18 protein-coding genes are annotated in these 23658 nt (G+C 63.8%); 8 read left to right on the plus strand and 10 right to left on the minus strand.

Annotated features, from left to right (window positions below; all coding sequences use genetic code 11):
- Nucleotides 1-165: 165 nt before the first annotated feature.
- Nucleotides 166-4671, minus strand: coding sequence for a DNRLRE domain-containing protein (locus IPF85_RS04965; protein ID WP_343406959.1), 4506 nt, complete (start codon nt 4669-4671; stop codon nt 166-168).
- Nucleotides 4672-4952: 281 nt separating this feature from the next.
- On the minus strand, nt 4953-8675 hold the full coding sequence (locus IPF85_RS04970) for a M6 family metalloprotease domain-containing protein (RefSeq protein WP_343406960.1): 3723 nt from the start codon (nt 8673-8675) through the stop codon (nt 4953-4955).
- Nucleotides 8676-9280: 605 nt separating this feature from the next.
- Here IPF85_RS04970 and IPF85_RS04975 point away from each other — a divergent pair.
- The 6 genes from IPF85_RS04975 (at nt 9281) to IPF85_RS05000 (ending at nt 13273) form a co-directional block, all read left to right on the plus strand.
- Complete coding sequence (locus IPF85_RS04975; RefSeq protein ID WP_343406961.1) at nt 9281-10141, plus strand: ATP-binding protein; 861 nt, start codon at nt 9281-9283, stop codon at nt 10139-10141.
- Nucleotides 10142-10237: 96 nt separating this feature from the next.
- Complete coding sequence (locus tag IPF85_RS04980; RefSeq protein ID WP_343406962.1) at nt 10238-10942, plus strand: response regulator transcription factor; 705 nt, start codon at nt 10238-10240, stop codon at nt 10940-10942.
- Between the two features lie 55 nt (nt 10943-10997).
- Nucleotides 10998-11198 (plus strand): hypothetical protein, encoded by a 201-nt coding sequence (locus IPF85_RS04985; RefSeq protein ID WP_343406963.1) that lies wholly within the window; start codon nt 10998-11000, stop codon nt 11196-11198.
- 125 nt (nt 11199-11323) lie between these two features.
- A complete protein-coding gene (locus IPF85_RS04990) occupies nt 11324-12163 on the plus strand; it encodes a ComF family protein (protein ID WP_343406964.1) in 840 nt (279 codons plus the stop codon).
- Between the two features lie 60 nt (nt 12164-12223).
- Nucleotides 12224-12793: a ribosome-associated translation inhibitor RaiA gene (raiA, locus tag IPF85_RS04995; protein WP_343406965.1), complete on the plus strand. Its 570-nt coding sequence runs from the start codon at nt 12224-12226 to the stop codon at nt 12791-12793.
- Between the two features lie 3 nt (nt 12794-12796).
- Nucleotides 12797-13273, plus strand: a complete 477-nt coding sequence (locus tag IPF85_RS05000) for a low molecular weight protein arginine phosphatase (RefSeq protein WP_343406966.1) — start codon at nt 12797-12799, stop codon at nt 13271-13273.
- Nucleotides 13274-13367: 94 nt separating this feature from the next.
- On the opposite strand, the gene IPF85_RS05005 is transcribed toward IPF85_RS05000, so the two are convergent.
- The 8 genes from IPF85_RS05005 to IPF85_RS05040 form a co-directional block, all read right to left on the minus strand.
- Nucleotides 13368-14129, minus strand: coding sequence for a glycosyltransferase family 2 protein (locus tag IPF85_RS05005; protein WP_343406967.1), 762 nt, complete (start codon nt 14127-14129; stop codon nt 13368-13370).
- Between the two features lie 138 nt (nt 14130-14267).
- Nucleotides 14268-15257: a glycosyltransferase family 2 protein gene (locus tag IPF85_RS05010; protein ID WP_343406968.1), complete on the minus strand. Its 990-nt coding sequence runs from the start codon at nt 15255-15257 to the stop codon at nt 14268-14270.
- Nucleotides 15258-15305: 48 nt separating this feature from the next.
- On the minus strand, nt 15306-16619 hold the full coding sequence (locus IPF85_RS05015) for a hypothetical protein (RefSeq protein ID WP_343406969.1): 1314 nt from the start codon (nt 16617-16619) through the stop codon (nt 15306-15308).
- Nucleotides 16620-16829: 210 nt separating this feature from the next.
- Nucleotides 16830-17144 carry a HigA family addiction module antitoxin gene (locus IPF85_RS05020; RefSeq protein ID WP_343406970.1) on the minus strand — a complete coding sequence of 105 codons (315 nt, stop codon included), beginning with the start codon at nt 17142-17144 and terminating at the stop codon, nt 16830-16832.
- 223 nt (nt 17145-17367) lie between these two features.
- Nucleotides 17368-17982: a DUF3226 domain-containing protein gene (locus IPF85_RS05025; protein ID WP_343406971.1), complete on the minus strand. Its 615-nt coding sequence runs from the start codon at nt 17980-17982 to the stop codon at nt 17368-17370.
- Entirely contained in the window at nt 17982-19046 is a 1065-nt protein-coding gene (locus IPF85_RS05030) for an AAA family ATPase (RefSeq protein ID WP_343406972.1), read from the minus strand. Before IPF85_RS05030 ends, IPF85_RS05025 begins: the two co-directional genes overlap by 1 nt.
- Before the next feature lie 143 nt (nt 19047-19189).
- A complete protein-coding gene (locus IPF85_RS05035; RefSeq protein WP_343406973.1) occupies nt 19190-19927 on the minus strand; it encodes a hypothetical protein in 738 nt (245 codons plus the stop codon).
- Nucleotides 19928-19930: 3 nt separating this feature from the next.
- The gene (locus IPF85_RS05040) at nt 19931-20620 is read right to left on the minus strand and encodes an actin-binding WH2 domain-containing protein (RefSeq protein WP_343406974.1); all 690 of its coding nucleotides are present in this window, start codon (nt 20618-20620) and stop codon (nt 19931-19933) included.
- A 237-nt stretch (nt 20621-20857) separates the two neighbouring features.
- Here IPF85_RS05040 and aroC point away from each other — a divergent pair, with 237 nt between their 5' ends.
- On the plus strand, nt 20858-22057 hold the full coding sequence (gene aroC / locus IPF85_RS05045) for a chorismate synthase (RefSeq protein ID WP_343406975.1): 1200 nt from the start codon (nt 20858-20860) through the stop codon (nt 22055-22057).
- Nucleotides 22054-23655, plus strand: a complete 1602-nt coding sequence (gene aroB / locus IPF85_RS05050) for a 3-dehydroquinate synthase (RefSeq protein WP_343406976.1) — start codon at nt 22054-22056, stop codon at nt 23653-23655. The genes aroC and aroB overlap by 4 nt, the downstream gene beginning before the upstream one ends.
- Nucleotides 23656-23658: the final 3 nt, after the last annotated feature.

Consider the following 23658-nt stretch of genomic DNA (forward strand, 5'->3'; position numbering starts at 1 on the left):
GTAGAGGGTGTTGTCACGTCGGAGGCGTGACCTACGGTGTGGGGTGCTTTTCAGGCAAAAGAAAACAGGTCTGGTCACGCGTGACCAGACCTGTTTTTTACCTCTGTCGGGCGGAAGCGCCGACAGAGCAGGCGCGGGGTCTGCTCTGTTGGCCTGTGACGAAGATCAAGGCGCGGTGTAAGTCATCCGCATTTGCGGCCGCACCGTGGTGTCCGCGAAGTCCGAGGCGATGTACTCGATCTCGGCGTTGACGTCGCCGTTGGCGGTGATGATGAGGCCGTTGTTGCCGCCTGGGTCGGTGATCCACTGCTGCACCAGCGGCGCGATGTCGAACCACATCCACTGGCCGGTGCGGCGGTAACCGGTCTGCTGCACCGCGGGCAGGTGCGCACGGTCGGAGCGGCCACGCGCGCCTGGCGCTTCCCAGCCCATGCCGGCATCCGCCTCGTTCCAGGTGGCGCCGGCTTCAGTCCACGGGCGATACATCTCATACACGTTGAGCATCACCGGCGAGTAGTCGTGAACTGAGTCACTGACATAAGTGACCCAGATGCCGATGCGCGCACTGGTGACCGTGGCCCGGCGGCTGATGCCCGCCAGGTCGAAACGGATTAGGATGCTCTTGGTGTTTGGCTGGCGCACGTAGAGGTTGGCGCCGTTGCCATAGTTGGTTGTCGGCATCCAGGCGTTGATGAAGGTGTCGCTGGCGCCTGCGTAGCCATCCAGGCCGTTCTGCAGTGTCAGCTGGTAGTTCATGGGCGGCGGCAGGAAGTAGTTCATCGCGCGGCCCATCAGGTCGGCGCGTTGGGCGGCATCGCCAAAGGCCTCGAACGGGAAGCCCAGGAAGACCACCCGATAGCCGTTGTCGCCCACGGTGAGCGCGGTCGGCTCGCCGGTGTCATCCAGGAAGGCCGCCATCGCCGGTTCGACGGGCGTCACCTGGTCGTTGTACTCGGAATAGCCCACAGCCGCGTTGTTGACCGGCACATCGCCCATACCGCCGGTGACCGGATTGCCGGCCACAGCCGAAGCGACCGTCATCGGAACGTCGTTCTGAATCTCGCTGCCGTCCCAGGCAATGTGCAGGTAATCATGCACAAAGTCAGTGGTGCCGGCCGCCTGATCCAGGATGTCCATGCCGGAGAGGAACAGGTTGCCGCCGTTATCCAGGAAGCTAGCCAATTGCGACTCATAGGACACCAACGGGCCTGGGTAGGCCACGCCGGTGAACCAGACGACCGCGCGATGGGCGTTGAGGTACCCTGACGGGATGTTGGGGTTAGCGGCCAGGTCCCAGTAGTTGAAACTGTAGCCGGCGGCGGTCAGCGCGTCGGTGTAGAAGGACTCCACGTCAATCGCGCCGGTGTCGCCATCCACGACCAGGATATCGGAAGTGACCGCGATGGTGCGCAGTTCCAGGCGAGCCTGCACATTGTGTTCGGCCAGGGAGATCGCCTTGAAGTAGGTGATGTCCTCCAGACCGTTGGTGGCGGTGGCCGGCACGCGCACCTGCACGCCAACCTGGGCGCTGGCGCCGGGCGCCAACGGGCCGAGATAGGCGATCTGGCTGCTGAAGTCACCGTTCCAGACGGTGGTCGGCCAGTACTCCTTGGCCGCCTTCAGGTAGTAGGTGTCTTCGCTGTAACCCGTGTTGCGCACGGTGATCATGTAGCGCACCACCGCGGACGGACCGCCGCCATCGAGGGTGTGGTCAGCCACCGCGGACACATCATAGGCGGGCGACATCACAACGGTGCTGGGGCTGCCGGTAGCGCCGGCGCCTTCAGCCGAGGTGACGACCGTGCCGTCATTGGTGATGACGTCGCCGGTGGTCAGACCGCCGGCAATTTGCACGGTGAAACTGAGTTCCAGCGTGGTCCCGGCGTCCACCGCCAGGCCGCTCCAGACAACCATATCGCCAGCCAGGGCGCCGCCATTGTCCGCGCCCACGAAGGTCGTGTTGGCCGGCACCGGGTTGCTGACCTGCACACCGGTTGCCGCCGCATTGCCGCCGTTCTTGATCTTCAGATTGAAGGTCAACAGGCTGCCAGGGCCAACCGGCTGGTCGGACGTGAAGGCGCGCACCTGCAAGGCCGGGCGCGGATCGGCATCAGCCAGTTTCCACACACCGCGGCCGTGGGTGCCGGCCACGATCTGACGCGTGGCGGTGTTCAGGTTCAGTTGCCAGATGGCAACCACCGGGAAGCCCGCGCCCATCGGCAGCCAGGAAGCGCCATCATCGGCGGTCATCAGCGGCCCAATGTCGGTGCCGACATAGAGGGTGCCCGCGTGACCGGCATCCTGGATGATCGAGTTGACCGGGATGTCAGGCAGGTTGCTGCTGATGTCGGTCCAGGTGGCGCCGGCATCGGTGGTCTTGAAGACGTGGCCTGGGGTAGCCGGGGTGGCTGCGCTGAAGCCGGCGAAGGCGGCATAGGCCACGCGATAGTTCGAGTTGTCCACGGCGAAGGAGGTCACCGGGCGGGCCGGCAGCGGCGCCTTGTCCACGCGCTCCCATACAGGCGCGGCGGCCGTGGCGTCGGTTGACAGGTTGATGTAGCCGTCCAACGCGCCGACGTACACGGCGGGTGAACCGGCCGTGGGGCCAATGGCGCTGATGACGCAGCCGCGCGCGCCGTTGGGAGCCGCGCCGCTGCAACCTGAGGTCAGATCACCGCTGGCGGTCGTCCACAGGTCGCCACGGTTGTCGGTGCGATACAGGCGATAGGTGCCGAGGTAGAGCCGCTCTGTGAATTGCGGATCCATGGCCATGGGGACATAGAACTCAGAGCGATCGTTCGTGTTGATGCCATTGGCGATGCTCATGTTGCTGAAGAACGAGCCTAACATACCGTCGCTGAAGCGATAGGGAGAAACGCCGTAGTAGGTGCCGTAGACATAGTTCGGATTGTTGGGGTCTACAATCACCTGGCCGCCGTCGCCGCCGGCATAGTCGAACCAGCTATTGCTGACGCCCGACTTGCGCATCGTGCCGTTGTCTTGCGTACCACCGTAGAAACGGTTGACATTGGTCGGATGCTGCGCAACACTGGTGAACTGCCCGATCGCCAGGCCGGTGCGTGCAGTCACGCCGGCCGTGTTCGGGTCCACAGTGCCATTGAGATTGGCCCAGTCGGCCGCATCAATGGGGTCGCCAGGGTTGGTGCGTCCGCCATAGTTGGCCGACGACCAGACGCCGCCGTCGTTGCCGATCACCACGTTGTTGGGCGCGTCGTTGCGGATCGCGATGGCGTGAAAGTCCGGGTGCTGATTCCAGCCCATGTCGAGCCAGGTGGCGCCGCCGTCCATCGAACGGTAGATGCCGCCGGTGCCGCTGCCATAGTCGAACATGCCGCCGGCATAGACGATGTCGGCATTGGTCGGATCTGCGGCCAGCACGTTGTCATAGAAACACTGCGATCCGCAGTAGCCGGCAACCACAGCGGTGCTGGTTTCGCTCCACGTGTTGGCATCATCCGTGGATTTCCAGACCGTGGAGGGGTGGCTGTTGCCATCGGTATCCACCCATTCGAAGCCGGTGTAGAGCGTGGCGGAGGCCTGACCGGCCGGGTGCGAAATGGCCAGGGCGAAGCGTGTGGCCGCAGCCGGGTAGTTGGCGTTGCTGGGCAAGCCGTTCATCGCCTCGAACCAACTCATGCCGCCATCAGTGGACTTCATGATGCCCTGGTTCCAGTACGTGGCATAGAGTACGGCCGCGTTCTGTGGGTCCATCACCAGGGCGGTGGCGCCGCGGCTGGCCACGGTGGTGGTATAACGGTCGGTCCAGGTGATGCCGCCGTCGCTCGATTCCCAGATGCCAAAGGGCGTCGGGTTGGGCGGGCTGACGCGACGGTTGCCGCCGCGGCCGCGCAGGGTGGACACGAAGAGATGGTCAGCGTTGGTGGGATCCACGGCGACGTTGGAGATCGAAACCTGGTTGAAGGCGGCGCCGCTCACCTGGAAGAACGAGTTGCCGGCGTCGGTAGACTTGAGCAGACCGTTGCCGTAGTAGCTATCGCCAGAGAGCGCACCTTCACCGGTGCCGACGTAGACGATGTCTTCATTGGATGGAGCCAGCGCAAGCGCGCCAATCGCCAGCGAAGGCAGATCATCGGTCTTGGGTGTCCAGGCCGTGGTCAGGGTAGAAGAAATCCAGACGCCGCCCTGGGCCGCGCCCAGGTAGATCGTGTACGGTTCGCTGGAACGGATGGCAAGGGCGCCGATGCGCCCGGACATACCGAGGAAGTAGCCGGGACCGCTGCGGCCCACCTGTACGATGGGGTCAGGGCCGACGTTGGTCCAGGCGCCGTCGAAGGCGCTGGGCGCGGCGGGGCCGATCGTCCTCTGCATCACGCTGAACTGCTGGGCAGCTTCGGCGCGCTTCTCAGCGGCCTGCGCCACGCTGAAGTTCGGATCGCCGGCCGTGCGCCGCGAGTAGAACCAATCATCGCGGGCGTAGGGGTCATCTTGCGTCGGCTGGCGGTAGCCCTTGCGCCGGTTGATGGGGGCTGGTGGGCCGTCGTCGCCGTTGTTGTCGGCGGCGCGTAACGTTGGCTGACCGCTGATCTGGCTGCTGGCGCCTCCGGTCGCCGGCGCGACCAGGAACGTCGTGACCAGGAGCAGGACGATCAGCATTGGGTTGAAGACACGAGACCACTGGGTGCGTTGCATGTGCAAGAACCTCCTCTAGCAATTGGAAAATGAACGACATGTGTGGAGAACCATCGGGACGATAACGATTATATGCACTGCCGATGATTTGTCAATCCAAAGAAAAAGCCGGGATTGCTGCCAACCAGCCCTCGAGGCTGATGACAACAAACCCGGCTTTGCCGCCGAATGGATTCGGGGCGAAAGGGCGGCGCGCCTGCCAGGTGCGATTTCAATCGCTCGCTGGCGGCGGCGCGCCGCCTGGTCAGTTACGCAGCGGTTCGAGCCGCCGGCGCATTACGTTACGGCGCCTGGAAGACGATCTTCATCTGCGGGCGCACGAAGGTGACGATGTAGTCGGACGAGGTGAACTCCAGCTCAGAGTTGGTGTTGCCGGTGCCAGCCAGGGCGATACCCTGGTTGCTGTCCGCGTTCATCACCCACATCTGCGCCAGATCGGTCACGTCGAACCAGACCCAGCGGCCGGAGCCGCCGAAGCTGACACGATCAGCGAAGCTCGCCGCACGATCGCTCGGCCCCATCGCGCCGGGCATCTCCCACGGCATGCCGGCATCGGCATCATTCCAGGTCGCGGCCATCTCTGACCACGCCTTGTAGACCTGATAGGCTTCCAGCGTCACGGGGTTGCCGCTGCCGTAGGTCACGTAGAGGCCGATCTGCGCCTGCGTCATCTGTGCGCTGCCGGGCATAGCCGACAGATCGAACTTGACCAACGCGGTCTTGACGCCGGGCTGACGGACGTAGAAGTCCGCATCGCCGCCGTACGCCATCGTCGGCATCCAGGCATTGAGGAAGGTGTCGCTGGTGCCGCTGTAACCGTTCAGGCCGTCCTGCAGCGTGAATTCGTAGGAATTCAACGCAGGCACGCTGAAGCTGGCCGAGGCGCTGGCGATCAGCTCACCCATCTTGTACACGTTGTCCACGAACGACCAGTTGCCGCCGGCCGCGCCAAGTTCGGCCATCACATCGAAGCCGAAGTTGACTTCCTGCCCGGCTGCCATGTCACCGACATAGGCAATGGCGACCACGCCGCTGTCCGGACTGTAGGCGTTCTTCAGCGCCGCGGCGCCGCCGGTCTTGAACATCTGAGCCGCCACGCCATCCGGTACGCTGATGGGGAAGGCGCCGCCGTAGACGCTGCCGTCCACGTAGGAGACCAGGCTGCGATCAATGCCCACCACATGCAGCAGGCCAGTTTCCGCGCCGCCGTTGTTCACGTTGCTCACGGCCACGGTAGCGGTTTGACCCACGGCGAAGGTGTCAGGAGTGACCGTGATCATGGCTTCCACTTCGGTCGCCGCGTTCCAGATCTTGACCTGGCCGTAGGAGCCATCGGCCGCCTGGTCCATCACCTCGAAGTGCAGACCATACTGGGTATGGCTGTCACCCGGATTGCCGGAGCCAAGCTCATTACCCGAAACGGTCGCGCCCCACAGATCGGTGAAGTCGCCGTTCAGGTTGACGCCGTCCGCGGCCAGGCCGCGGATGCGGGTGGTGTAGTTGCCGCTGGCCGGGATGACCACGCTGGAAGCATTGGCGATCGTATAGACGAAGCCGTTACCGGGCCAGGCGAAGCCAGGCACGTAGCTCATGCTGTCATGGAACGCGGGCTTGGCCGGGCGATTGCCCAGTGCAATCACCGCATTGGCGATGTTCGCGTAGTCGTGGATGTTCCAGGTATTGGTCGGCGCCAGACCGAAGGCCGCATCCATGGATTGGCGACGGCCGTTCATCTGCGGCTGGCGAGCATTGGTCGCCGGGTTCCAGAAGCCGCCGCTCCACAGCAGCGGATCGGCGTTCGCGTCCACCACCAGGGTGCTGCCCTTGGGGCCATAGGCCGGCGAGTTCGCTGCGCGGCCGCCAGCCAGCACGTTGTTGTTCGTGTAGGTGTCGTCGCGATACCAAACCACCATGCCGGGCACGTTGGCAGTGACGCGATCCACGATCCAGCCGCCGCCAGGGTGAGTCAGCGTTTGATAGCCGTAGGCCAGGCCGGAGTCTGCGCCGAAGCCGCCCAGGTTGCGCCATTCGAGCATGTAGTAGTGCTCGATGTTGACATCAATCGGCACAATCTCGAAGCCAGACAGCGTCCAATCGCTGGAGTCTTCCAGATCGTTACTGTAGATGACGGTCGCGTCGTTGGTCACGCTCAGATTGTCAATCCACCAGCCTTCCCACTGCACGCCGCCATCCGACATCTGGCGGAAGCGCGTGATGACGTTGCTCAAGCCGGCATAGGCCGATATATCGAAACGCAGGGCGCCTTCGTAGTGGTCATTGAGGCCGCCGGGCGGATCGGTCACCGCGACGCCGTCCATGTCCTGCAACGAGGCCCAGGTGCTGCCGTTGTCGGTGGAGACCTGGAAGTAGCCGTAGTCGTAGTCAGCTTCCAGATCGAGGTAGGTGTCGAAGGAGAAGACGAGGCTGCCGGTGACTCCGCTCAGATCCCAACTGCGCGTAGCCGTCTGATCACGGTTGTCGCCCAGCTCGTTGTGCCAGCCCTTACCATCGCCGGCCTTGTTGGGGACGTTGACGACCGTGGGGGGCAGGTTGACACGCACCGTGTCTTCGGCGCCGGCGGGCGTGCCCGCCGCCTGGCCCAACATCACATCCATGGGCTGCGCCAGATCATAGTCAACAACCAGTGGGTTGGTCCAGCCAAAGAACGTGCGCGCCCAGGGGTTGAAGCTGACCGGGTCAGCGCCGCCCAGTTCACCCGTCCAGGAACCGGCTGACATGACATCCCAGAACGCCGTTGAATTTTCGGCCGCGCCGGAGGTGTCGTAGTAGTCAGGCAGGCCGATGTCATGGCCGTATTCGTGTACGATGACGCCAATGTCGGCATCTTCGGGCACGATGGTGTAGTTGAAGACGCGGATGTCGTCGGAACGATCATCAGGGGTGTCCATGCCTGCAACGAGATGGCCGAAGGTCGAGCCATCGCCGTAAGTATCCTCGTAGACATCCCAGCTATGTGCCCAGATCGAGAACTCACCCTCGGCGCCGCCGCCGGCTTCGTTGCCAACGCCGGCATGGGCGATCATGTAATGATCCACGATGCCGTCATCATCGGTGTCCCACTCGCTCCAGTCGAAACCGGGGTACGCCGCGTTGATGGCATCGGCCGTGTCAGCCGCCACGCGGAAGACAGGACCGTTGCGGTTCATGTTGGAGCCGCTGGTGCAAGGCTCGTCTGCACCGTATTCGCCTTCAGAGACCGGGAGCTGCACCCAACCATAGAAATCACCGGTCAGATGATAGAGGCCCTCAGACTGCTTGAGGTACCAGTTGGTGGCCGTATGCCCGGTCAGATCTACACCCGCGCCGCCGTTCAGGTCAGGACGCACCACACCCACACCGGCCGTCGGCCCTTCGCCGAAGAACAGGTTCTGGTAGTAGCTGGTGGTGAAATCTGGCACCCAGAGGGTGTTATTGTCGCCGGTGGGAGCCGGGTCAGGGATCTGATTGTGCAGCGGGCCGGCGATTGTGGTCGTCGTACCGTCCAGCACGCACTCGCCGTCAACTGTCTGGTAGTTATCGAAGGTCTGGGACCCGGCGAATTCGACGATCGCCATCAGGAGCTTGGCTTCGCCAATTTCGCCCAGGCCGGCGGCCATCGGGCTTTTGCCCAGCTTCTCGGCCTGGTTCCAGGCTGCCAGGCGCTTGGCATAGGCGATCGGGTTGGGACCGCTCAGGCCCTTCTGGCGATTGAGGTTTGCCTTGATGGCTTCCACCGCGGCTTTGGCCTCAGCCGCCGTTGAATTCAACGTCAGCTTGCCGTCGGCGCGCAGCATTTGCTCGATGACGAAGTCATCGGCCGGTGGCATGGGGTTGGGTTGCGAACGGATGTATTTCTGCCAGGGGATGGAAGGTGCTGCCGCGGCAGCGCCGTCCTTTTCTGCGGGCGCTGTGGCCAGGGCCGACATGGGCGCCAGTGTGACGACGAACATGGCTACGATTAGAAACCACGTGAACCATGTTGTTCGATGCTGATTCTTAGTCATCTGAGTTCCTTCTTTGGAGATTGGTTCTTTGGGAACGCGAACAATGGATCATGACCCGCGATGGGTTGTGTCCAGGAACAGGCAGCGAGAATTACTGAAGCGTCATCACCTCCTTCGACTGGCGGCTGTTGCGTCCGGTTGATGTCAGCCGCGCACGCAAATACAGGTGCGCGTACGTCGCTGGGAACACGCAAAACATGATTGGGGAACCTAAAAATTGGGAAGTCTTGGCAGCGTGCTTTTCGCCCGATCACGTGCCCATGCCAGATTATACGCAGTTGGCGCAGCTTTGTCAACAAATCATAGCACGCCGGGTGCATTTCCGTCCTGGATGCACACAGCCCACGCAGGTGGGCTTCGCAGCCGTTGCAGCGACTTGCAGTCGCCGGGCGGGGCGGTTTGGCGTCCTCACAGAGGTATGTTACAATTTGCGCACGTGATCCTGTTCTTCATCAGTTTCAGGCGGCCGCTGCCATTTGGTTGCATCTCCACGCAACTGATGGTACAATACTCATGAGAGGCTTGACGCGAACTTAACCTACGACCACAGCCCACCTCCGTACGAAGCGACTGGTTGACCGTTGTAGAAAGACCACAAAACCATCATGAACGATCTGGCTGCCGTGTCTGCGGCGCCCACAGAGGCGCCGGACCTGATCAAGCAGGGAGAGCAGATCCTCGCCGAAGCCGAGGCTCGACTCCTGGCCTTGTTCACGCAGCCCGATGATCAGGCTGAGCACAGCCGGTTGCCATCCATATTGCCGTCGCTCAAGTTGCTGCGCGCCGCGCGCAGCGCTTGGTGTGGTGACGGCCATGACCGCGACAAGGCACAGGATCATCTTCGCCTGGTGCGCCGTCAGGAGCAGATCCAGGAACGCATTGCGGCCTCACTCAAGTCAACCGGTCAACTCCTGGCCAATGCAGCCGTTGAGTTGGCTGCATGCCGGCTGCTACTGCGCAACGAGCCGCTCACCGTTGAAAAAGGGCTGATCAGCCTGGAAAATGAGCTGCGCGCCAGCCTGGAAGAGCTGCGCTGGCTGCTGAGTGATTTGCAGACGCCGCCGCTGCTGCAGGAACTGGGGCTGGCTGCGACCCTGACGCGCTATGCCCAGCGCTTTTCTGATCACTATGGCATCCGTGTGTCCATCAACAGCGCCGTCAGCCTACCGCGCTTGCCGGTCACCGTCGAGTTAGCGATTTTTCGCATCATCCAGGAAGGGCTGCGCAATGTGGCACGCCACGCGCGCACCGGCCATGCCCTGCTGGCGTTGAGCAGTCTGGATCGCTACTGGATCATTCAGATCAGCGACCACGGGCGCGGTTTCGCACCGGAAGACTTGGTGGATGCCAGCGGTTTGATAGATATGCAGGAATGGGCCGAACTCCTGCAGGCGCGTCTGCAGATCACCAGCGCGCCCGGCCAGGGCACCACGTTGACCCTGCGCGTCCCCACCGATGTGTCATGATTGCATGTCTGCGAATGTTCAGAGCGACTGCCCCTACCAGTCGCGCCGTTGGTTGCACGCAGCGCACCGCGGCCAACAGATCAAGGAGAAATGCCAATGGCTGAGAAAAGAACGATTCGGATCTTGATTGTCGAGGATCATCCACTCTTTGGACAGGGGTTGCGGCGCGTACTGGAGCTGGAACCTGACTTCACGGTGGTGGGCGAGATCGCCGACGGGCAGGTGGCGGTGGACAAAGCACCGCAGTTGAAGCCGGATGTGATCTTGATGGACATCAACCTGCCGTCCCTCAATGGCTTGCAGGCCACACGCCTGATCAAGACAAACAACGAAACCATTGCCGTGATTGTCCTGACTGCCTATCACGATGATGAGCAGTTGTTCCATGCGCTGCGCGCCGGCGCGGCCGCCTATTTCCCCAAAGATGTCATGCCCTCCGAGCTTGTGACCGCCGTTCGGGCGGCAGCGGCCGGCAACTTCGTCATCGAAGATATCATCATGGGACGCCCGCAGGTGGCGCAATGGATCCGCAAGCACTTCGAGGAGTTGGCCGTGTTTGGCGAATCGGCCGATGAGATGTTCGTGCCCCTTTCACCGCGGGAGATGGAAATCCTGCAATACATCACGCGCGGCGCCAGCAACAAGGAAATTGCGCGCGAGCTGGGCATCAGCCGCCAGACGGTGAAGAATCATATGAGCTCGATCCTGCGCAAGCTGGCGGTTAATGACCGCACGCAGGCTGCGGTGTTGGCTCTGCGACGCGGGTGGGTACGCCTGCAAGATACAACAGCCGATGCCTGAACTCCCGCGCAGCAGACACATTGTGCGTTGCCTCGGGCGACGCCGGAGTAAGTAAATGCACGAGCACAGGCTCGCCCGCGGGCCGCGCGATCAACGGCGCCATGATGAAGGGCATGATGAAGGGCAAAGCTTCGCCGAATTCGCGCTGATTCTGATTCTCATCGCGGTCGTCGTCCTGGCTATTCTGCTGATCATGGGTGATGACCTGCGAGTCTGGATCATCACGGCCTGGCAGAGCCTTTTTCCAACGCAGTAATCAGGGTTCGCATGACACTGACTCTCGTGTCTCGCAGCGTTTTCGCGGCTGCGAGGTGACAGTTGATGCTTTTGCGAACCCCAAGCGCCATATCTTATCCGATGCGATGACGAGTGGCCCGGCTTATGTCGAACCGTCAACACCAAATCCCTGGCATGATCCTCCCCCAGCCGACGACCAACGACGGCGCGTCGCCGCGCGGGTTTTCCTGGGCGTCGCTGTCGCAAACTTTGCTGGACATGCTCTTTCCGCCGCGCTGTGTCAGTTGCGAGCAGCGCGGGCAGCCCGGCGGTCGCCTCTGTTTGGCGTGCCGCAGGGCGGTGACGCGCCTGGCCCCGCCCTGGTGCGAGCGCTGCGGCCAGCCTGGAATCAACGGGCGGTCGTGCGCGTCGTGTGCGCAGCAAACCCCAGCGTTGAGCGGCATCCGCGCCGCGCTCTTGTTCGAAGGCCCGGTCCGCCCTGCCATCCACGCGCTGAAGTACAAACAGGCGCGCGACCTGGCGCGGCCCCTGGCCGAACTGATGCTGCCCAGTTGGCGCCATTTGCCACAGCCGCCAGACGCCATCGTGCCGGTGCCTCTGCACCCCGCGCGTGAACGCGAGCGCGGCTACAACCAATCGCAACTGCTGGCCGCGGTCATTGGGCCGGCCGTGGGGGTGCCGGTAGACGGCAGCCTGCTGGTGCGCACACGCCAAACCACGCCGCAGGTCACCTTGCAGGCCCAGGCACGCCGGGAAAATGTCGCCGACGCCTTTGGCATCCGCCCGGAACAGGCCAACCTGGCGCCTGGCCGCCGCTTCGTGCTCATTGACGATGTTTGTACCACCGGTTCGACCCTGGGCGCGTGCGCCGCGGCCCTGGTCGCAGCCGGCGCCCAACAGGTGTGGGCCTTCACCCTGGCGCGCGCACGTTGGTCGTCGCGCACACCGGCCCATGCCTTGCTGGACGATCAACCCTCGCCTTGAGAAACAGTCTCAGGGCCAATTTCACACCCTGACAGGGTGTCATACGAAAGAGAGGCAGAAATGGAACTGCACATCACTGGCAAGAATGTTGAAATAACCGACTGGCTGCAGCAGTACGTTGAGAAGAAGGTGGGCCGCCTGGATCGCTACCTGCCCGACATCCAGGAAGCCCGCGTGGAGTTGACCACGCAGAATTCGAGACGGGCCGGGGATCGTCAGGTGGCCCAGGTCACGTTGCGCAGCAATGGCTCCATCCTGCGCGCGGAAGAGAAAAGCGACGATATGTTCGCGTCCATTGACGCCGTGGTGGACAAGATCAACCGCCAGGTCAAGCGCTACAAGGACAAGCGCCAGCGCGGGCGCGGGCGTGAATTGGAGCGCGCCGAGCAGATGCAGAGCGCGGCCGAGGAGATGGAGTCCATGGCGGCCGAAGAGGGCGTCACGTCCGGCAGGATCGTGCGCACCAAGCGTTTCCCGATCAGCCCGATGGGCCCCGAAGAGGCCGCCGAGCAGATGGAACTGCTGGGGCACGATTTCTTTGTCTTCTTCAATGTGGATGACAACCGCGTCAACGTCATCTACCGCCGCGCGGATGGCGACTTTGGTCTCTTGCAGCCGGAGATGGCCTGAACTGTGAAGCGAGTCCTTTTTGTATGCACCGGCAATGTCTGCCGCTCACCGATGGCGACCGGCCTGCTGCGTCACCGTTTGCAAGAACTTGGGCTGGCCGACCAGGTCAGCGTGGCGTCTGCGGGCGTCTACGCGTTGGTGGGCCAGCCGGCCAGCGCCAACGCGGTAACGACGTTGGCCCAGCGCGGGATTGACATCAGCGATCATGTGGCGCATTCCCTGGAAATCGCCGACGTCAAGACCGCGGACATCGTGCTGGTGATGGAGGAGGCGCACCGGCGCTCGATCTTCTACACGACACCCCAGCACCTGGGAAAGGTCTACCTGCTCACCGAAATGAGCGGGCAACACCATGATGTCAAGGACCCTTATGGGCAGCCGTTACCCGAGTATGAACGGTGCGCGCAGGAGCTTACCCAACTCATTGACCAGGGGATGCCGCAAATCCTCCGACGCCTCGGCCTGGCGGCGAAGAGTTAGCATCGGATCAACCCAGTGGCCCGGCGGTGACGCCGGGCCACTATTCATGGCCGCTCTCGTGGAGTATGCACCCCCATGCGCCGCAGGCACAGCCCTACTGCTGCGCGGCGGACGTGCGCCAGAGCTTTGCCAGGTCCACATACGTCACATAGGTGTAGTACGCCATCAGCGCGCTGAGGCGCAGTCCGTGCCAGCCGTCGCGCCAGCCGGACAGGGTGATGTAGCGGCGGCGGAACTCGCGCAGGGGCTGCAAAATGTAGTTGTGAAAACGGGGACGCAGGCCGCGTTGTTTGAGGATGCCCGCCTCATACGCGGCGTAGCGCGCCTGCTTGGCGTGAAACTGCGCCCATGAATCGTAGTTGTAGTGCAGCAGATGATGGCGCAGATGTCCTTCGGCGCCGTCCAGTTCTACCACTTCATGCACCGGCCTTGACAGGTCGTAGCGTGCGGCCCCGCGCTTCAATAGGCGCAGTTGATAATCAGGGTACCAACCGGCATGGCCCATGCGCTTGCCCACGATGAAGTTGTGACGCGGCGCCCACCATCCCACCTCGCTGCGCTGAATCACCGCGCGCAGTTCCGTCGCCAGCTCCGGCGTGATACGCTCATCCGCATCCAGGAAGAAAATCCAATCGGCCTCCACCGCGTCCAGGGCATGGTTGCGCTGCCGCGCCCAGCCCTCGAACGGCCGCTGCATGACCTGCGCGCCCGCGGCCTGTGCCAGTGCGGGCGTGCCATCATCGCTGAACGAGTCTGAAACCACCACGCGGTCGGCCCAGGCCGCGCTGGCGATGCAGTCGGTGATATGGCGGGCCTCATTCTTGGTCAGGATGACCACGGTCAGAGATGGTGTCATAAGTAACGGTGTTCTCCGTGAAAGAATTACGGCAACTGCTCAGGCGCCCGGCGCCAACCGGCATTGCACCCTTGCGTTGAATTTCTAACGCCAAGCCGCCAGGGCGCCAGGGCGCAAATCGCATGACGAATTGCAGGATTAGCTGCGCGCCAGGGCCGCGACGCGGCCGTAGGCGTCCAGGCGCAGCGCGAGTTCGGCGGCGGTCAGTGTGCCACGCGCCGACTGCTGCCGGGCGCGGCGGCTCTCCAGCGTCATGCCGACGCGCACGATGGCCCGCGCCACGCGGCGCCGCAGGGGGCTATAGCGGATAGCATACAGGCGCAAGCGGCTGCGCCAGAGCGCCACGATCATCTCGCCCCGGAACTGGCGCGTGCTCTGACCCTCGAAGTGGGTGACGCGCGCCGCGGGCACGCACCACAGAGGCCAACCCGCGTCGTGCAGACGCCAGCACCAGTCAATCTCCTCGCAGTACATGAAGTAGCGCTCGTCCAGCAGCCCCACGGCCTGGATTGCCTGCCCGGCCACCATCAGCGCCGCGCCCAGGGCCGCGTCAATCGGGAAGGGCTGGCCGGCCGCATACCAGGCGCGGGGATAGCGGCCGTTCAGGCGCGACGCCAGCAGGCGGCCGTGCAGGGGGAAAAAATCGAAGAAGAGCTGCCAGAGGTCAGGAAAGCGAAAGGCGCCATGTTGAAAACGACCATCATCGTAGGCCAGTTGCGCGCCGCAGCCGCCCGCGTTCGGGTGGTCGGCCAGGAACTGCACCATCGCGGACACGGCCGTCGGCGCGACGGCCGTGTCGGGGTTGAGCAGGAGCACGAAATCGGGCAGTGCGTCGGCCGCAGGCGGGGTGAAAGCCGCATCGAAGCCGATCTGGCGCAGGGCCGCGTTGTTGCCGCGTGCAAAACCGAGGTTTTCGGCGCTGCGCAGCAGGCGAACCCAGGGAAACTCGCTCGCCACCATGTCCGCGCTGCCATCGGCCGAGGCGTTGTCCACCACCCACACCTCCCAGCTCTGCCCCGGCGGCCGTTGACTGGCGGCGATGGCGGTCAGGCAGCCGGCCAGCAGCTGGCGCACATTCCAGTTGACGATGATGATCGCCAGGCGCAGGCCGGGGCGTGAATCAGACATGGCCGCGCAGCCCCGGCGCGGCGGCCAGGCGGCCGGTGCAATTTGGCGTCACGGCTGCCCCACCTCGACGCTGATGCGGTCCACGTAGTTGTTGGCCACCGCGACGAACTCGTGAATCAGCCCGCCCCACCAGAAATTGGTGGCGGACGGCGGCGCCTCATCGAACTCGATACAGCCGCTGACCTGCCCGCGCTGACCGGGCAGCAGATAGTACTGCTCCGTGCCGTCAATCACGCGGCGTTCCAGGTCCTGCGGCCGGCCAATGGCCCAACGGAAGGGGAAATCAACCCCGGTGGTGTCAAAGTTGACGCCAAAGCGCCAGGCGCCGGCCTGCTGATGCCATGATTTATCGTTGTTAGCGATCGCGAGGGTGTTGTAGTTCTGGCTGAAGCGATAGGTCTGTCCGGGCCAGGGGCCAGCCGTGCGGATGGGCACCGTGCCCTGGTTCGCCACCGTGGCCGTGAAGCAGAGCGTGGACCCCAGCGGCACGCCCACCACCCGGTTGACCTCGTTCTGCCACTCGATCTCGCCTTGCAGGATGTCGGCGCGCGGCTTGCCCCCTTCCTGGATGGTGAGGGTAGAGGAGACGACCACATGGTTGCCGGCCAGGTCACGCGCCTCACCCACGATGGTGTAGGCGCCGTCGGGCGGCGGTTCCGCGCCCTTGTCCACCCCGCCCTCGTAGCGATATTCGTGATACCCCATCTCGCCCGGCTTGATGACGCGCTCGCTCTCAGGCAGGTAATACTTCACGTCTGGCTGCGCCGGGTTCACCAGGTAGACGTTGACGGCATCGGCTGGTTTGGTCAGGTAGTAGGAGATGGAAACCCAGTCATCGCGCAGGCCATCCTGGTTGGGGCGAAACTCCTGCGGTACGACCATGAAATTGTTGAGCAGGGGCAGCTCGGTGTCGCCGCCCTGCAGGGTGATCGTGCCGGTGATCTGCTGACTGCTGCCGTTGGCCTCCGCCGCGGTGATGGCCCAGGTGTAAGCGCCATCGGGCAGCACCCAACTGTCAACCGCCTGGCGGCCGGCCGCGCCATCAAGCACGCGCAGTTGATTGACCACGCCGCCCCACAGCACCTCGTATTCGCCGGGTGAGCGCGGGCGCCGTGCGCGGAAGGCAAAGGCCTGGCCCGCGGCATCGGTGAAGGTGATGGAGAGATCCGCATTGCGGCCCAGGGTATAGCGGATGCGAGTGACGTCGTCGCTGCCGTCCGCGTTGGGGGAGATCAGCGCCGGTTCGACGCTGACGTTAGCGAGCAGGGGACGAAAGAGAGAAATGCAGCCCGTGCTGAGCAGCGCCGCCGCGGCCAGGCCCAGCAAGGGTCGCCAGAACGTCTTGAGTTTGATCCAGTGCATGAAAAGCCACGAAAGATGGTCAGAATCATGATTGCGGCGGACACCCCGTCCGGCCCGCAACCCTGCCGCAAGTCTACCACACGCCGGCGCTTTCGCCAAAGGGGAGTCCCGCCAGGCAGCAATTCAGAACATGCACCGTATTGTTCACCGCTCACACCTGCAACAAGACAGGCGTTAAGGGAGTCTATCTGCCTGACTCACATCTTCACGTCAACCACCGACGGCAACAACGGCGTCTGTGCTCACCACAAATGACTTGATCTGCGCAAGGTTCACCCGTTGGCTGACCTGGGCCAAATCGTACTGCATCTGAAGTCGCAGCCAGCTTTCCGGCGTGCGCCCGAAAGCCTTCGACAGGCGCACAGCCATCTCAGGCGAAATGCCGGCATGACCATTCAGCAGGAGAGAAAACGTTTTGCGCGTGACGCCCAGCCCAGCCGCGGCCTGCGTCACAGTCAGCGCGAGCGGTTCAAGATACAGGTCGCGAATGATCTCACCCGGATGCGGTGGATTCTCCATCGGCATAGTCGTTGCTCCCCAGGTTTACGCTTCTCGTTCAGTTCGTGGCTTTGCCCTCGCGGCCACATCCGCAATTGCATCAAGCTTCTCACCAATCTCAGCATCCAGTTCTTCTCTGGCTACCAGGCTCGCCAGGATGTGATAGTCGCTCTTCAGTAGCAAGTTGATAGGTTTGCCGTTGGCTCAGCAAAGGGCGAGTTGATAGCGGGATTCTCGATGACAACCTGGCTCATGGTGTTCCCGCTTCCTGCAAAAAGCGGCGCAACGCGTCGAAGACCGTGGATTGCCACGGCCACACGCCGGCCGCGGCGGCCTCTCCGATGCGCAGGCCGGGCCTGTGACGGGATGCCAGAAATACCTGAAGCTGCGCCTTCTCCATGTTGGCCGGCCGCGGCACACCTGCGCGATCCAAACACGCAAAATACGGTTCGATGCAGGCATAGGCCGGGTCCGCCGCGACTGCGCGCAGGCAGATGGATTCCAGCATCCCCGCGGATGATGAATCGGGGAGGATGAACACACCCACTTGCAGCCGGCCGCTGGAGAAGATGCCGCTCTGGGCTGGCGCAGCCAGGCCAGCCCTTCGCAGAGCTGCGCAGACGCTCTGGAAGGCGGCCTGGGGATCCACCTCGGCATCGCGGATAATGGCCAGGGACGCGATCTCGTCGAATCCAGGCATGAGCGCCAGGGCTTTGAGGAACCCAGGCAACTCGCTATTGCCGCCGAAGTTGTGGATTTGCAGGCTGGACAGAGCCAACGCCGCGGAGAACGACTGGAAGAAACGCGATGCGTCCGCGCCCTCGACAAGCAGTTGCTTGAGCGCTGTCAGGGGTTGTGGCAACATCAGCGAACCTCCAGGTCATACTTGAGCGCGGCTTCCAACGCCTCCTGATCGTAGATCGCCGGCTTGATGGTCTCGCGGGTGCGCTCCAACCTGCACAGTTGCAAATCATAGATCGGGCCGGCAGAAAAGGCGGTGTGGGCCGCCCGGATCGTTTCCCAGCTGTGGGTGGTGGCGAATAGTTGAACATCGTAAGCGCGCGCCGCTTCACCGATCGCCTGGAATACTTGCGGCAACGCCGCGTGATGCAAACCGTTCTCGATCTCATCAATCAAGAGGGTTCCGCCGGGCGCATTGGCGATGGCGAGCAGGATGGCGCACAGATGCACCATGCCTTGTCCCATGACCGGCAGCGGCATCAGCTCTCGTAGGCCGATCCCGCCGTGAATCATCGGCGCGCCCGCTGTGACCAGAACCGTCAGGCGCGTCAGGCGCGGCTCCAGCAGCCGCAACGCAGAAACCAGGCCATCGGTCCGGCCTATGCGCTCGATATTGCTGAAACGCTCGGCGTCTTCGCCCGTGAAGCGCGCCGCCGCGCCGAGATAGATGCCCAGCGCGGCCGAGACGCTGCCGCTACGGCGGGTCTTGATCTCGCCGTCGGCCGTGAACATGACCCGCGCTTCGGCCTGATGGCCGCGCGAATCCGCATATTCCAGCACCAGGTCTTGTGAGACATCGGTGGTGATGAAGCCGGTCGGCCGGCTGCGGCTGCCGTTGCCGTTACCGGCCTGGGTCACGGTCTCGGATGGCGCAAGTCTCATCGCCAGACTGCGGTTCAATCCTTGATCGTCCAGGCTGCAAATCTGGATGGACCGATCTGTGCGTTTGTCATAGAAAAACCAACCCCACACCTCATCCGGTTGGAGCGGGAAACGTTCGATGCCGCGGATGGCGTTGACGCGCAACGGCAGTTCAGGATTGTGCGCGCCGATGTGCAGGAAAAGGGCCTCCAATAGCGCGGTCTTGCCAACGTTGTTCTTGCCGGCAATCAGATTTACGCGCGCCAGCGGATCGAGCATCAGATGATCGAACCCCCGGAAATTGACGATTTCGAAACGGGTGTACATGGTTTTGGCTCCTTTGAACGCCTGGCAAGGCTCTGGCTGCCCTCATGCCGGGGTCCGAGTTGTGATTATTATACACGCCATTTGCAGAAGGGCAGAAGTCGCGCGCTCGAATTGTGGGCGGGCACTCAACCGCGGTGGCATCCTCACGGCTGCGGCGCCGGCCCGCGCCCCGGTGGAATGGTCTCGCCGTCGGGGATGTTGCGCAGGTAGTCGCAGGCCACGAAGCGCACGTCGTCCCAGACGTGTCCCTCGGCCTCGAAGCTGGCGATGTCCACGATCCAGCGCTTGCGGTCGTTTTCCAGCCGGTAGATGTGCGGGCTTTCCTGGCACTTCAGGAGGACGTGAATCGGCGCGCCCAGCTCGAAGCCGGCCATGAAGCCCGGCTCAACGACATGCACCTGCTGCCAGCGGTAGCTGAAGTGCTCGAACGCATCCAGGCTGCTGATCCAGTGGAACTGCTCGTCGCGAAAGACGTAGATGGTATCCTTGTCTGCCTCTTTGACCACCAGGCCGTCGCGAATGACTAACGCGGCGCTGCCCGGCAGGGCGCGCGCCAGGCTGGCGCCATGCCGGTTGAGCGGCAGGTTGATCAGCACGATGATGACCAGCAGCCCAAGCGCCAGGCGCCGAATCAGGTGGCTGGCGCCCGTGGCAGTCACAGGCATGGCAACGGCCAACGTCTCCTGCGCAACCGCTTCTTGCTCGGCCGTCGGCTCTGCCTCACCCGCAGGGGGCAAAGGGGTCAGTGGCGCAGCCGGCGGCGGCACACGCGGCGCGGCTGTGGCCGCGGCCGCGGTCGCCCGTGCAGCCAGGCGCGCCGTCACTTCATCGGCCAGCAGATCGAACAGGTCGTCTGCACGCGCACGGTCATTGGCGCTCATGGCTCACCTCACTGTGAAGAAACCGAACAATTCGCCCAGGCTGACGAAGATGTTGGCGTAGAAATTGCCGCCGAGCGGCCGCAGGAACTCGAATTTCATGCTGGGCGCACCTACGAAGGGGCGCAGGGTCCACGCGGCCTGGCTGCCCACGAACGCGTAGATCAAAATCCACAGGCGCACCAGGTTGGCACGCGCCTGAACGCCGTCGGCCCGTCCACCGGAGATGGCGCGCATCCCCTGCGAGAGATAGCTGACGCCGACAAAGCCGGCGACCGTGAAGACGCCGACGTTGAGCAGCTTGAAGAACTGGTAGCTGCTGCTGGTAAGCAGGAAAAAGAGCACGATTGGCGCCAGGCTGAGCAGCACCACCGACGTGACGGTGATCGCGGTCAGCATCAGGGCAATGTTCTGGCTGAGGCTCTGGTTGGAGCCGAAGATCAGGTTGAAGAAATAAAGGGCCGGGGCGCAGACCACCAGGGTCACCAGAAACAGCAGTGGCAGCTTCAGCGCGGAAGCGAGCACCTGCAGCACACTGTGGGTTGATCCCATCACCCCGCCGTACAATGCCAGGAAACCCGCGCTGAACAGCAGCATCGTGCGAATGGACCCCCGCAGGTTGGCGCTGCGCCGGATTTCAGCAAAGACCGCCTGCCGGTCCCGCAGAATCGTTTCGATCAAGGCTAAGTTGTTCAAGATGTCACCTCCGACGCCCGGATTGTAGACCAGACAGGGTCAAAGTGCAAAGTGCATAGTACAAAGTGCAAAGCGTACATCGTGTTCAGTAATCACACTCTCCTCTGGTCTCCGGCCTTCGTTCTCTGTTCCTCGTTCAGCATTCCTCGTTCAGCATTTCTGATTTCGCCCTTCCAATGCTAGAATCCACCTGCGGTCACCCCACCGATTAGCCGAAGCAAGCGAGGGAGAAGCAGGATGTTACGATTTTTGACCGCGGGCGAATCGCATGGGCCGTGCCTGACCGCGATTCTGGAAGGGATGCCGGCCGGCCTGCCGCTGACGCGGGAGGCGATTGATCGTGATCTGGCCCGGCGCCAGGTGGCCTACGGGGCCGGCGGGCGCATGAAGATCGAAAAGGACCGCGTCAGTCTGACGGCCGGCGTGGTGGCCGGCCAGACGACCGGCGCGCCCATTGCCCTGACCATCGCCAATCGCGATTACCAGGCCTGGCAGGCGAAGTCCATCCCCCCGCTGACCGTGCCGCGGCCCGGTCACGCCGATCTGACTGGTGCGATCAAATATGGCTATCGCGACCTGCGCCTGGCGCTGGAACGGGCCAGCGCGCGCGAGACGGCCGCGCGCGTGGCGGTGGGCGCGCTGTGCAAATGCCTGTTGGCCGAATTCGGCATCACCATTGGCAGTTACGTGACCATGATCGGCGGCGTCAGCGCGGGCGACCTGGGACATTTGACGTACCGCGAACGCTTTGCGCTGGCGGAGCAGAACGATGTGCGCTGTCCTGACGTGACCGCGCTGGAGGCCATGCACCGGCGCATCCGGGAGATCATGCAGGCCAGGGACACGGCCGGCGGCCTGTTCGAGGTGGTGGCGCTGGACGTGCCGCCAGGCCTGGGGTCGCACGTGCAGTGGGACCGCCGCCTGAGTGCGCGCCTGCTGGGCGCATTGGCCAGCATCCATGCCATCAAAGGCGTGGAGATTGGCGACGCCTTTGCCCACGCGGCCCGGCCCGGTACGGAGGTGCATGATGAGATCTTCCTGGCCGAAGATGGATCGCTGACGCGCGGCAGCAACCGCGCCGGTGGTTTCGAGGGCGGCATCACCACCGGGCAACCGATCGTGCTGCGCGCGGCGATGAAGCCGATCAGCACCACCCTCAACCCGCGGCGGTCCGTTGACCTGGCCAGCGGCGCGGAGGCCGTCACCGTCTACGAGCGCTCCGATTTCAGCGCGGTGCCGCGCGCGGCCGTGGTGGGCGAGGCCATGGTCGCCTTCGTCCTGGCCGACGCCTTGCTCGAAAAACTCGGCGGTGACAGCCTGGCCGAGATGCGGCCGCGCGGCGCGGCGCTGCGCCAGTCTCGCCTGGCCGATCTGCCCATGGATAACGTGCCCTGGCAGTTCGCCTACCTGCTGGCCGCAGCAGAGACCCAACCATGACCCCGGACAGCCGCAATATCGTCCTCACCGGCTTCATGGGCACGGGCAAGAGCAGCGTCGGGCGCTATGTCGCGGCCCGTTTGCGCCGCCCCTTCGTGGACATGGATGCCCTGATCGAAGAACGCCAGGGCCAAACCGTTGCCGCTATTTTTGCGGTCGAAGGGGAGACCACCTTCCGCCGCTATGAGAGCGACATGGTGCATGAATTGACCGCGCAAACAGGGCTGGTCATCGCCACTGGCGGCGGCGCGCTGGTCAATCCGGCCAATCGCGAGGCGCTGCTGGCTACCGGCGCTGTGATCTGCCTGCAGGCCGACGCAGATGAGGTGCTGCGGCGGGTGGGCAGCAACGGCACGCGGCCCCTGCTCAACGTCGAGAATCCACGTCAGCACATCGAGCACCTCCTGACCCAACGGGCGCCCGCGTATGGCGCCATTCCGCTGCAACTGGACACCCTGGGTCTGTCGGTCGCGGCCGTGGGTGAGCGGGTGATCGCGCTGGCGCTGGGCCTGGTTGAGGGCGAGTGCTTTGCGCTGCCCGTTCATGCGCCCGGCGCTGACTATACAATCATCATCGGCGACGGCGTCCTGGCGCGCCTGCCTGCGCTGCTGACCGACCTGCCCATCGGCGCCACCGCGGCGCTTGTCACCAACGACACCCTGGCGCCGCTGCACAGCGCCGCCGTCATGCAGGCTCTGCGGGCGGGCGGCCTGGCCCCGCGGCTCTGCACCATGCCCGATGGCGAGTCGTTCAAGACCCTGGACACGGTGCGCGATCTCTATGCCCAATTTGCCCAGGCTGAGTTGGAGCGCCAGAGCGCGGTCATCGCCCTGGGGGGCGGCGTGGTGGGCGATACGGCCGGTTTTGCCGCGGCGACCTACCTGCGCGGCCTGCCTTTCATTCAAATGCCCACGACTCTGCTCTCCATGGTGGATGCCAGCGTCGGCGGCAAGGTGGGCGTTGACCTGCCGGGCGTGGGCAAGAACCTGGTGGGCGCGTTCAAACAGCCGCTGCTGGTCCTGGCGGATACCGCGCTGCTGGCCACCCTGCCGCCGGCCGAGTTCCGCGCCGGCCTGGCAGAAGTGGTCAAGCACGGCATCCTGGCCGCGCCCGCTCTTTTTGTTGACCTGGAAGGGGTTGGCCCGCGCTCGCTGCCCCATCTGATCGCCGAGGCGGTGCGCGTGAAGGTCAACGTGGTGGAGGCGGACCCGTTCGAGCAGCATGTCCGCGCTCACCTGAACCTGGGTCACACCTTTGCGCATGCGTTGGAACTGGTGTCCGATTTCAGCATCCGTCATGGCGATGCAGTGGCCATCGGCCTGGCGGCCGCGGCGCACCTGGGCGTGGCGCTGGGCGCGTGCGACGACGCGCTGCGGGATCGCATCGTGCATCTGTTGGCACGACTGGGCCTGCCGGTGCGAATCCCCGCGTCATTCACGGCCAGTGCGCAGCAGTTGTTAGTTGCCATGGGCAGTGACAAGAAGAAAAAAGAGGGCCGTCTGCGCTTCATCATCCCGCGGCGCATCGGGCAGGTGGAGATCTTCGACCACGTCCCCCCCGCACTCGTGCTGGCCGCCTGGCGTGAGGTGGGGGTGTAGAGG

It is taken from the genome of Candidatus Amarolinea dominans (genome assembly GCF_016704685.1).
Taxonomy (GTDB): Bacteria; Chloroflexota; Anaerolineae; order SSC4; family Amarolineaceae; genus Amarolinea; species Amarolinea dominans.

What these genes read in the sequence shown, in the direction of transcription:
- IPF85_RS04965 (WP_343406959.1), bottom strand. Translation starts at nt 4,671, where the DNA reads ATGCAACGCACCCAGTGGTCTCGTGTCTTCAACCCAATGCTGATCGTC.
- IPF85_RS05030 (WP_343406972.1), bottom strand. Translation starts at nt 19,046, where the DNA reads ATGTACACCCGTTTCGAAATCGTCAATTTCCGGGGGTTCGATCATCTG.
- IPF85_RS04980 (WP_343406962.1), top strand. Translation starts at nt 10,238, where the DNA reads ATGGCTGAGAAAAGAACGATTCGGATCTTGATTGTCGAGGATCATCCA.
- IPF85_RS05005 (WP_343406967.1), bottom strand. Translation starts at nt 14,129, where the DNA reads ATGACACCATCTCTGACCGTGGTCATCCTGACCAAGAATGAGGCCCGC.
- IPF85_RS05020 (WP_343406970.1), bottom strand. Translation starts at nt 17,144, where the DNA reads ATGCCGATGGAGAATCCACCGCATCCGGGTGAGATCATTCGCGACCTG.
- IPF85_RS04970 (WP_343406960.1), bottom strand. Translation starts at nt 8,675, where the DNA reads ATGACTAAGAATCAGCATCGAACAACATGGTTCACGTGGTTTCTAATC.
- IPF85_RS04990 (WP_343406964.1), top strand. Translation starts at nt 11,324, where the DNA reads ATGTCGAACCGTCAACACCAAATCCCTGGCATGATCCTCCCCCAGCCG.
- aroC (WP_343406975.1), top strand. Translation starts at nt 20,858, where the DNA reads ATGTTACGATTTTTGACCGCGGGCGAATCGCATGGGCCGTGCCTGACC.
- IPF85_RS04985 (WP_343406963.1), top strand. Translation starts at nt 10,998, where the DNA reads ATGCACGAGCACAGGCTCGCCCGCGGGCCGCGCGATCAACGGCGCCAT.
- IPF85_RS05025 (WP_343406971.1), bottom strand. Translation starts at nt 17,982, where the DNA reads ATGTTGCCACAACCCCTGACAGCGCTCAAGCAACTGCTTGTCGAGGGC.
- IPF85_RS05015 (WP_343406969.1), bottom strand. Translation starts at nt 16,619, where the DNA reads ATGCACTGGATCAAACTCAAGACGTTCTGGCGACCCTTGCTGGGCCTG.
- raiA (WP_343406965.1), top strand. Translation starts at nt 12,224, where the DNA reads ATGGAACTGCACATCACTGGCAAGAATGTTGAAATAACCGACTGGCTG.
- IPF85_RS05035 (WP_343406973.1), bottom strand. Translation starts at nt 19,927, where the DNA reads ATGAGCGCCAATGACCGTGCGCGTGCAGACGACCTGTTCGATCTGCTG.
- aroB (WP_343406976.1), top strand. Translation starts at nt 22,054, where the DNA reads ATGACCCCGGACAGCCGCAATATCGTCCTCACCGGCTTCATGGGCACG.
- IPF85_RS04975 (WP_343406961.1), top strand. Translation starts at nt 9,281, where the DNA reads ATGAACGATCTGGCTGCCGTGTCTGCGGCGCCCACAGAGGCGCCGGAC.
- IPF85_RS05010 (WP_343406968.1), bottom strand. Translation starts at nt 15,257, where the DNA reads ATGTCTGATTCACGCCCCGGCCTGCGCCTGGCGATCATCATCGTCAAC.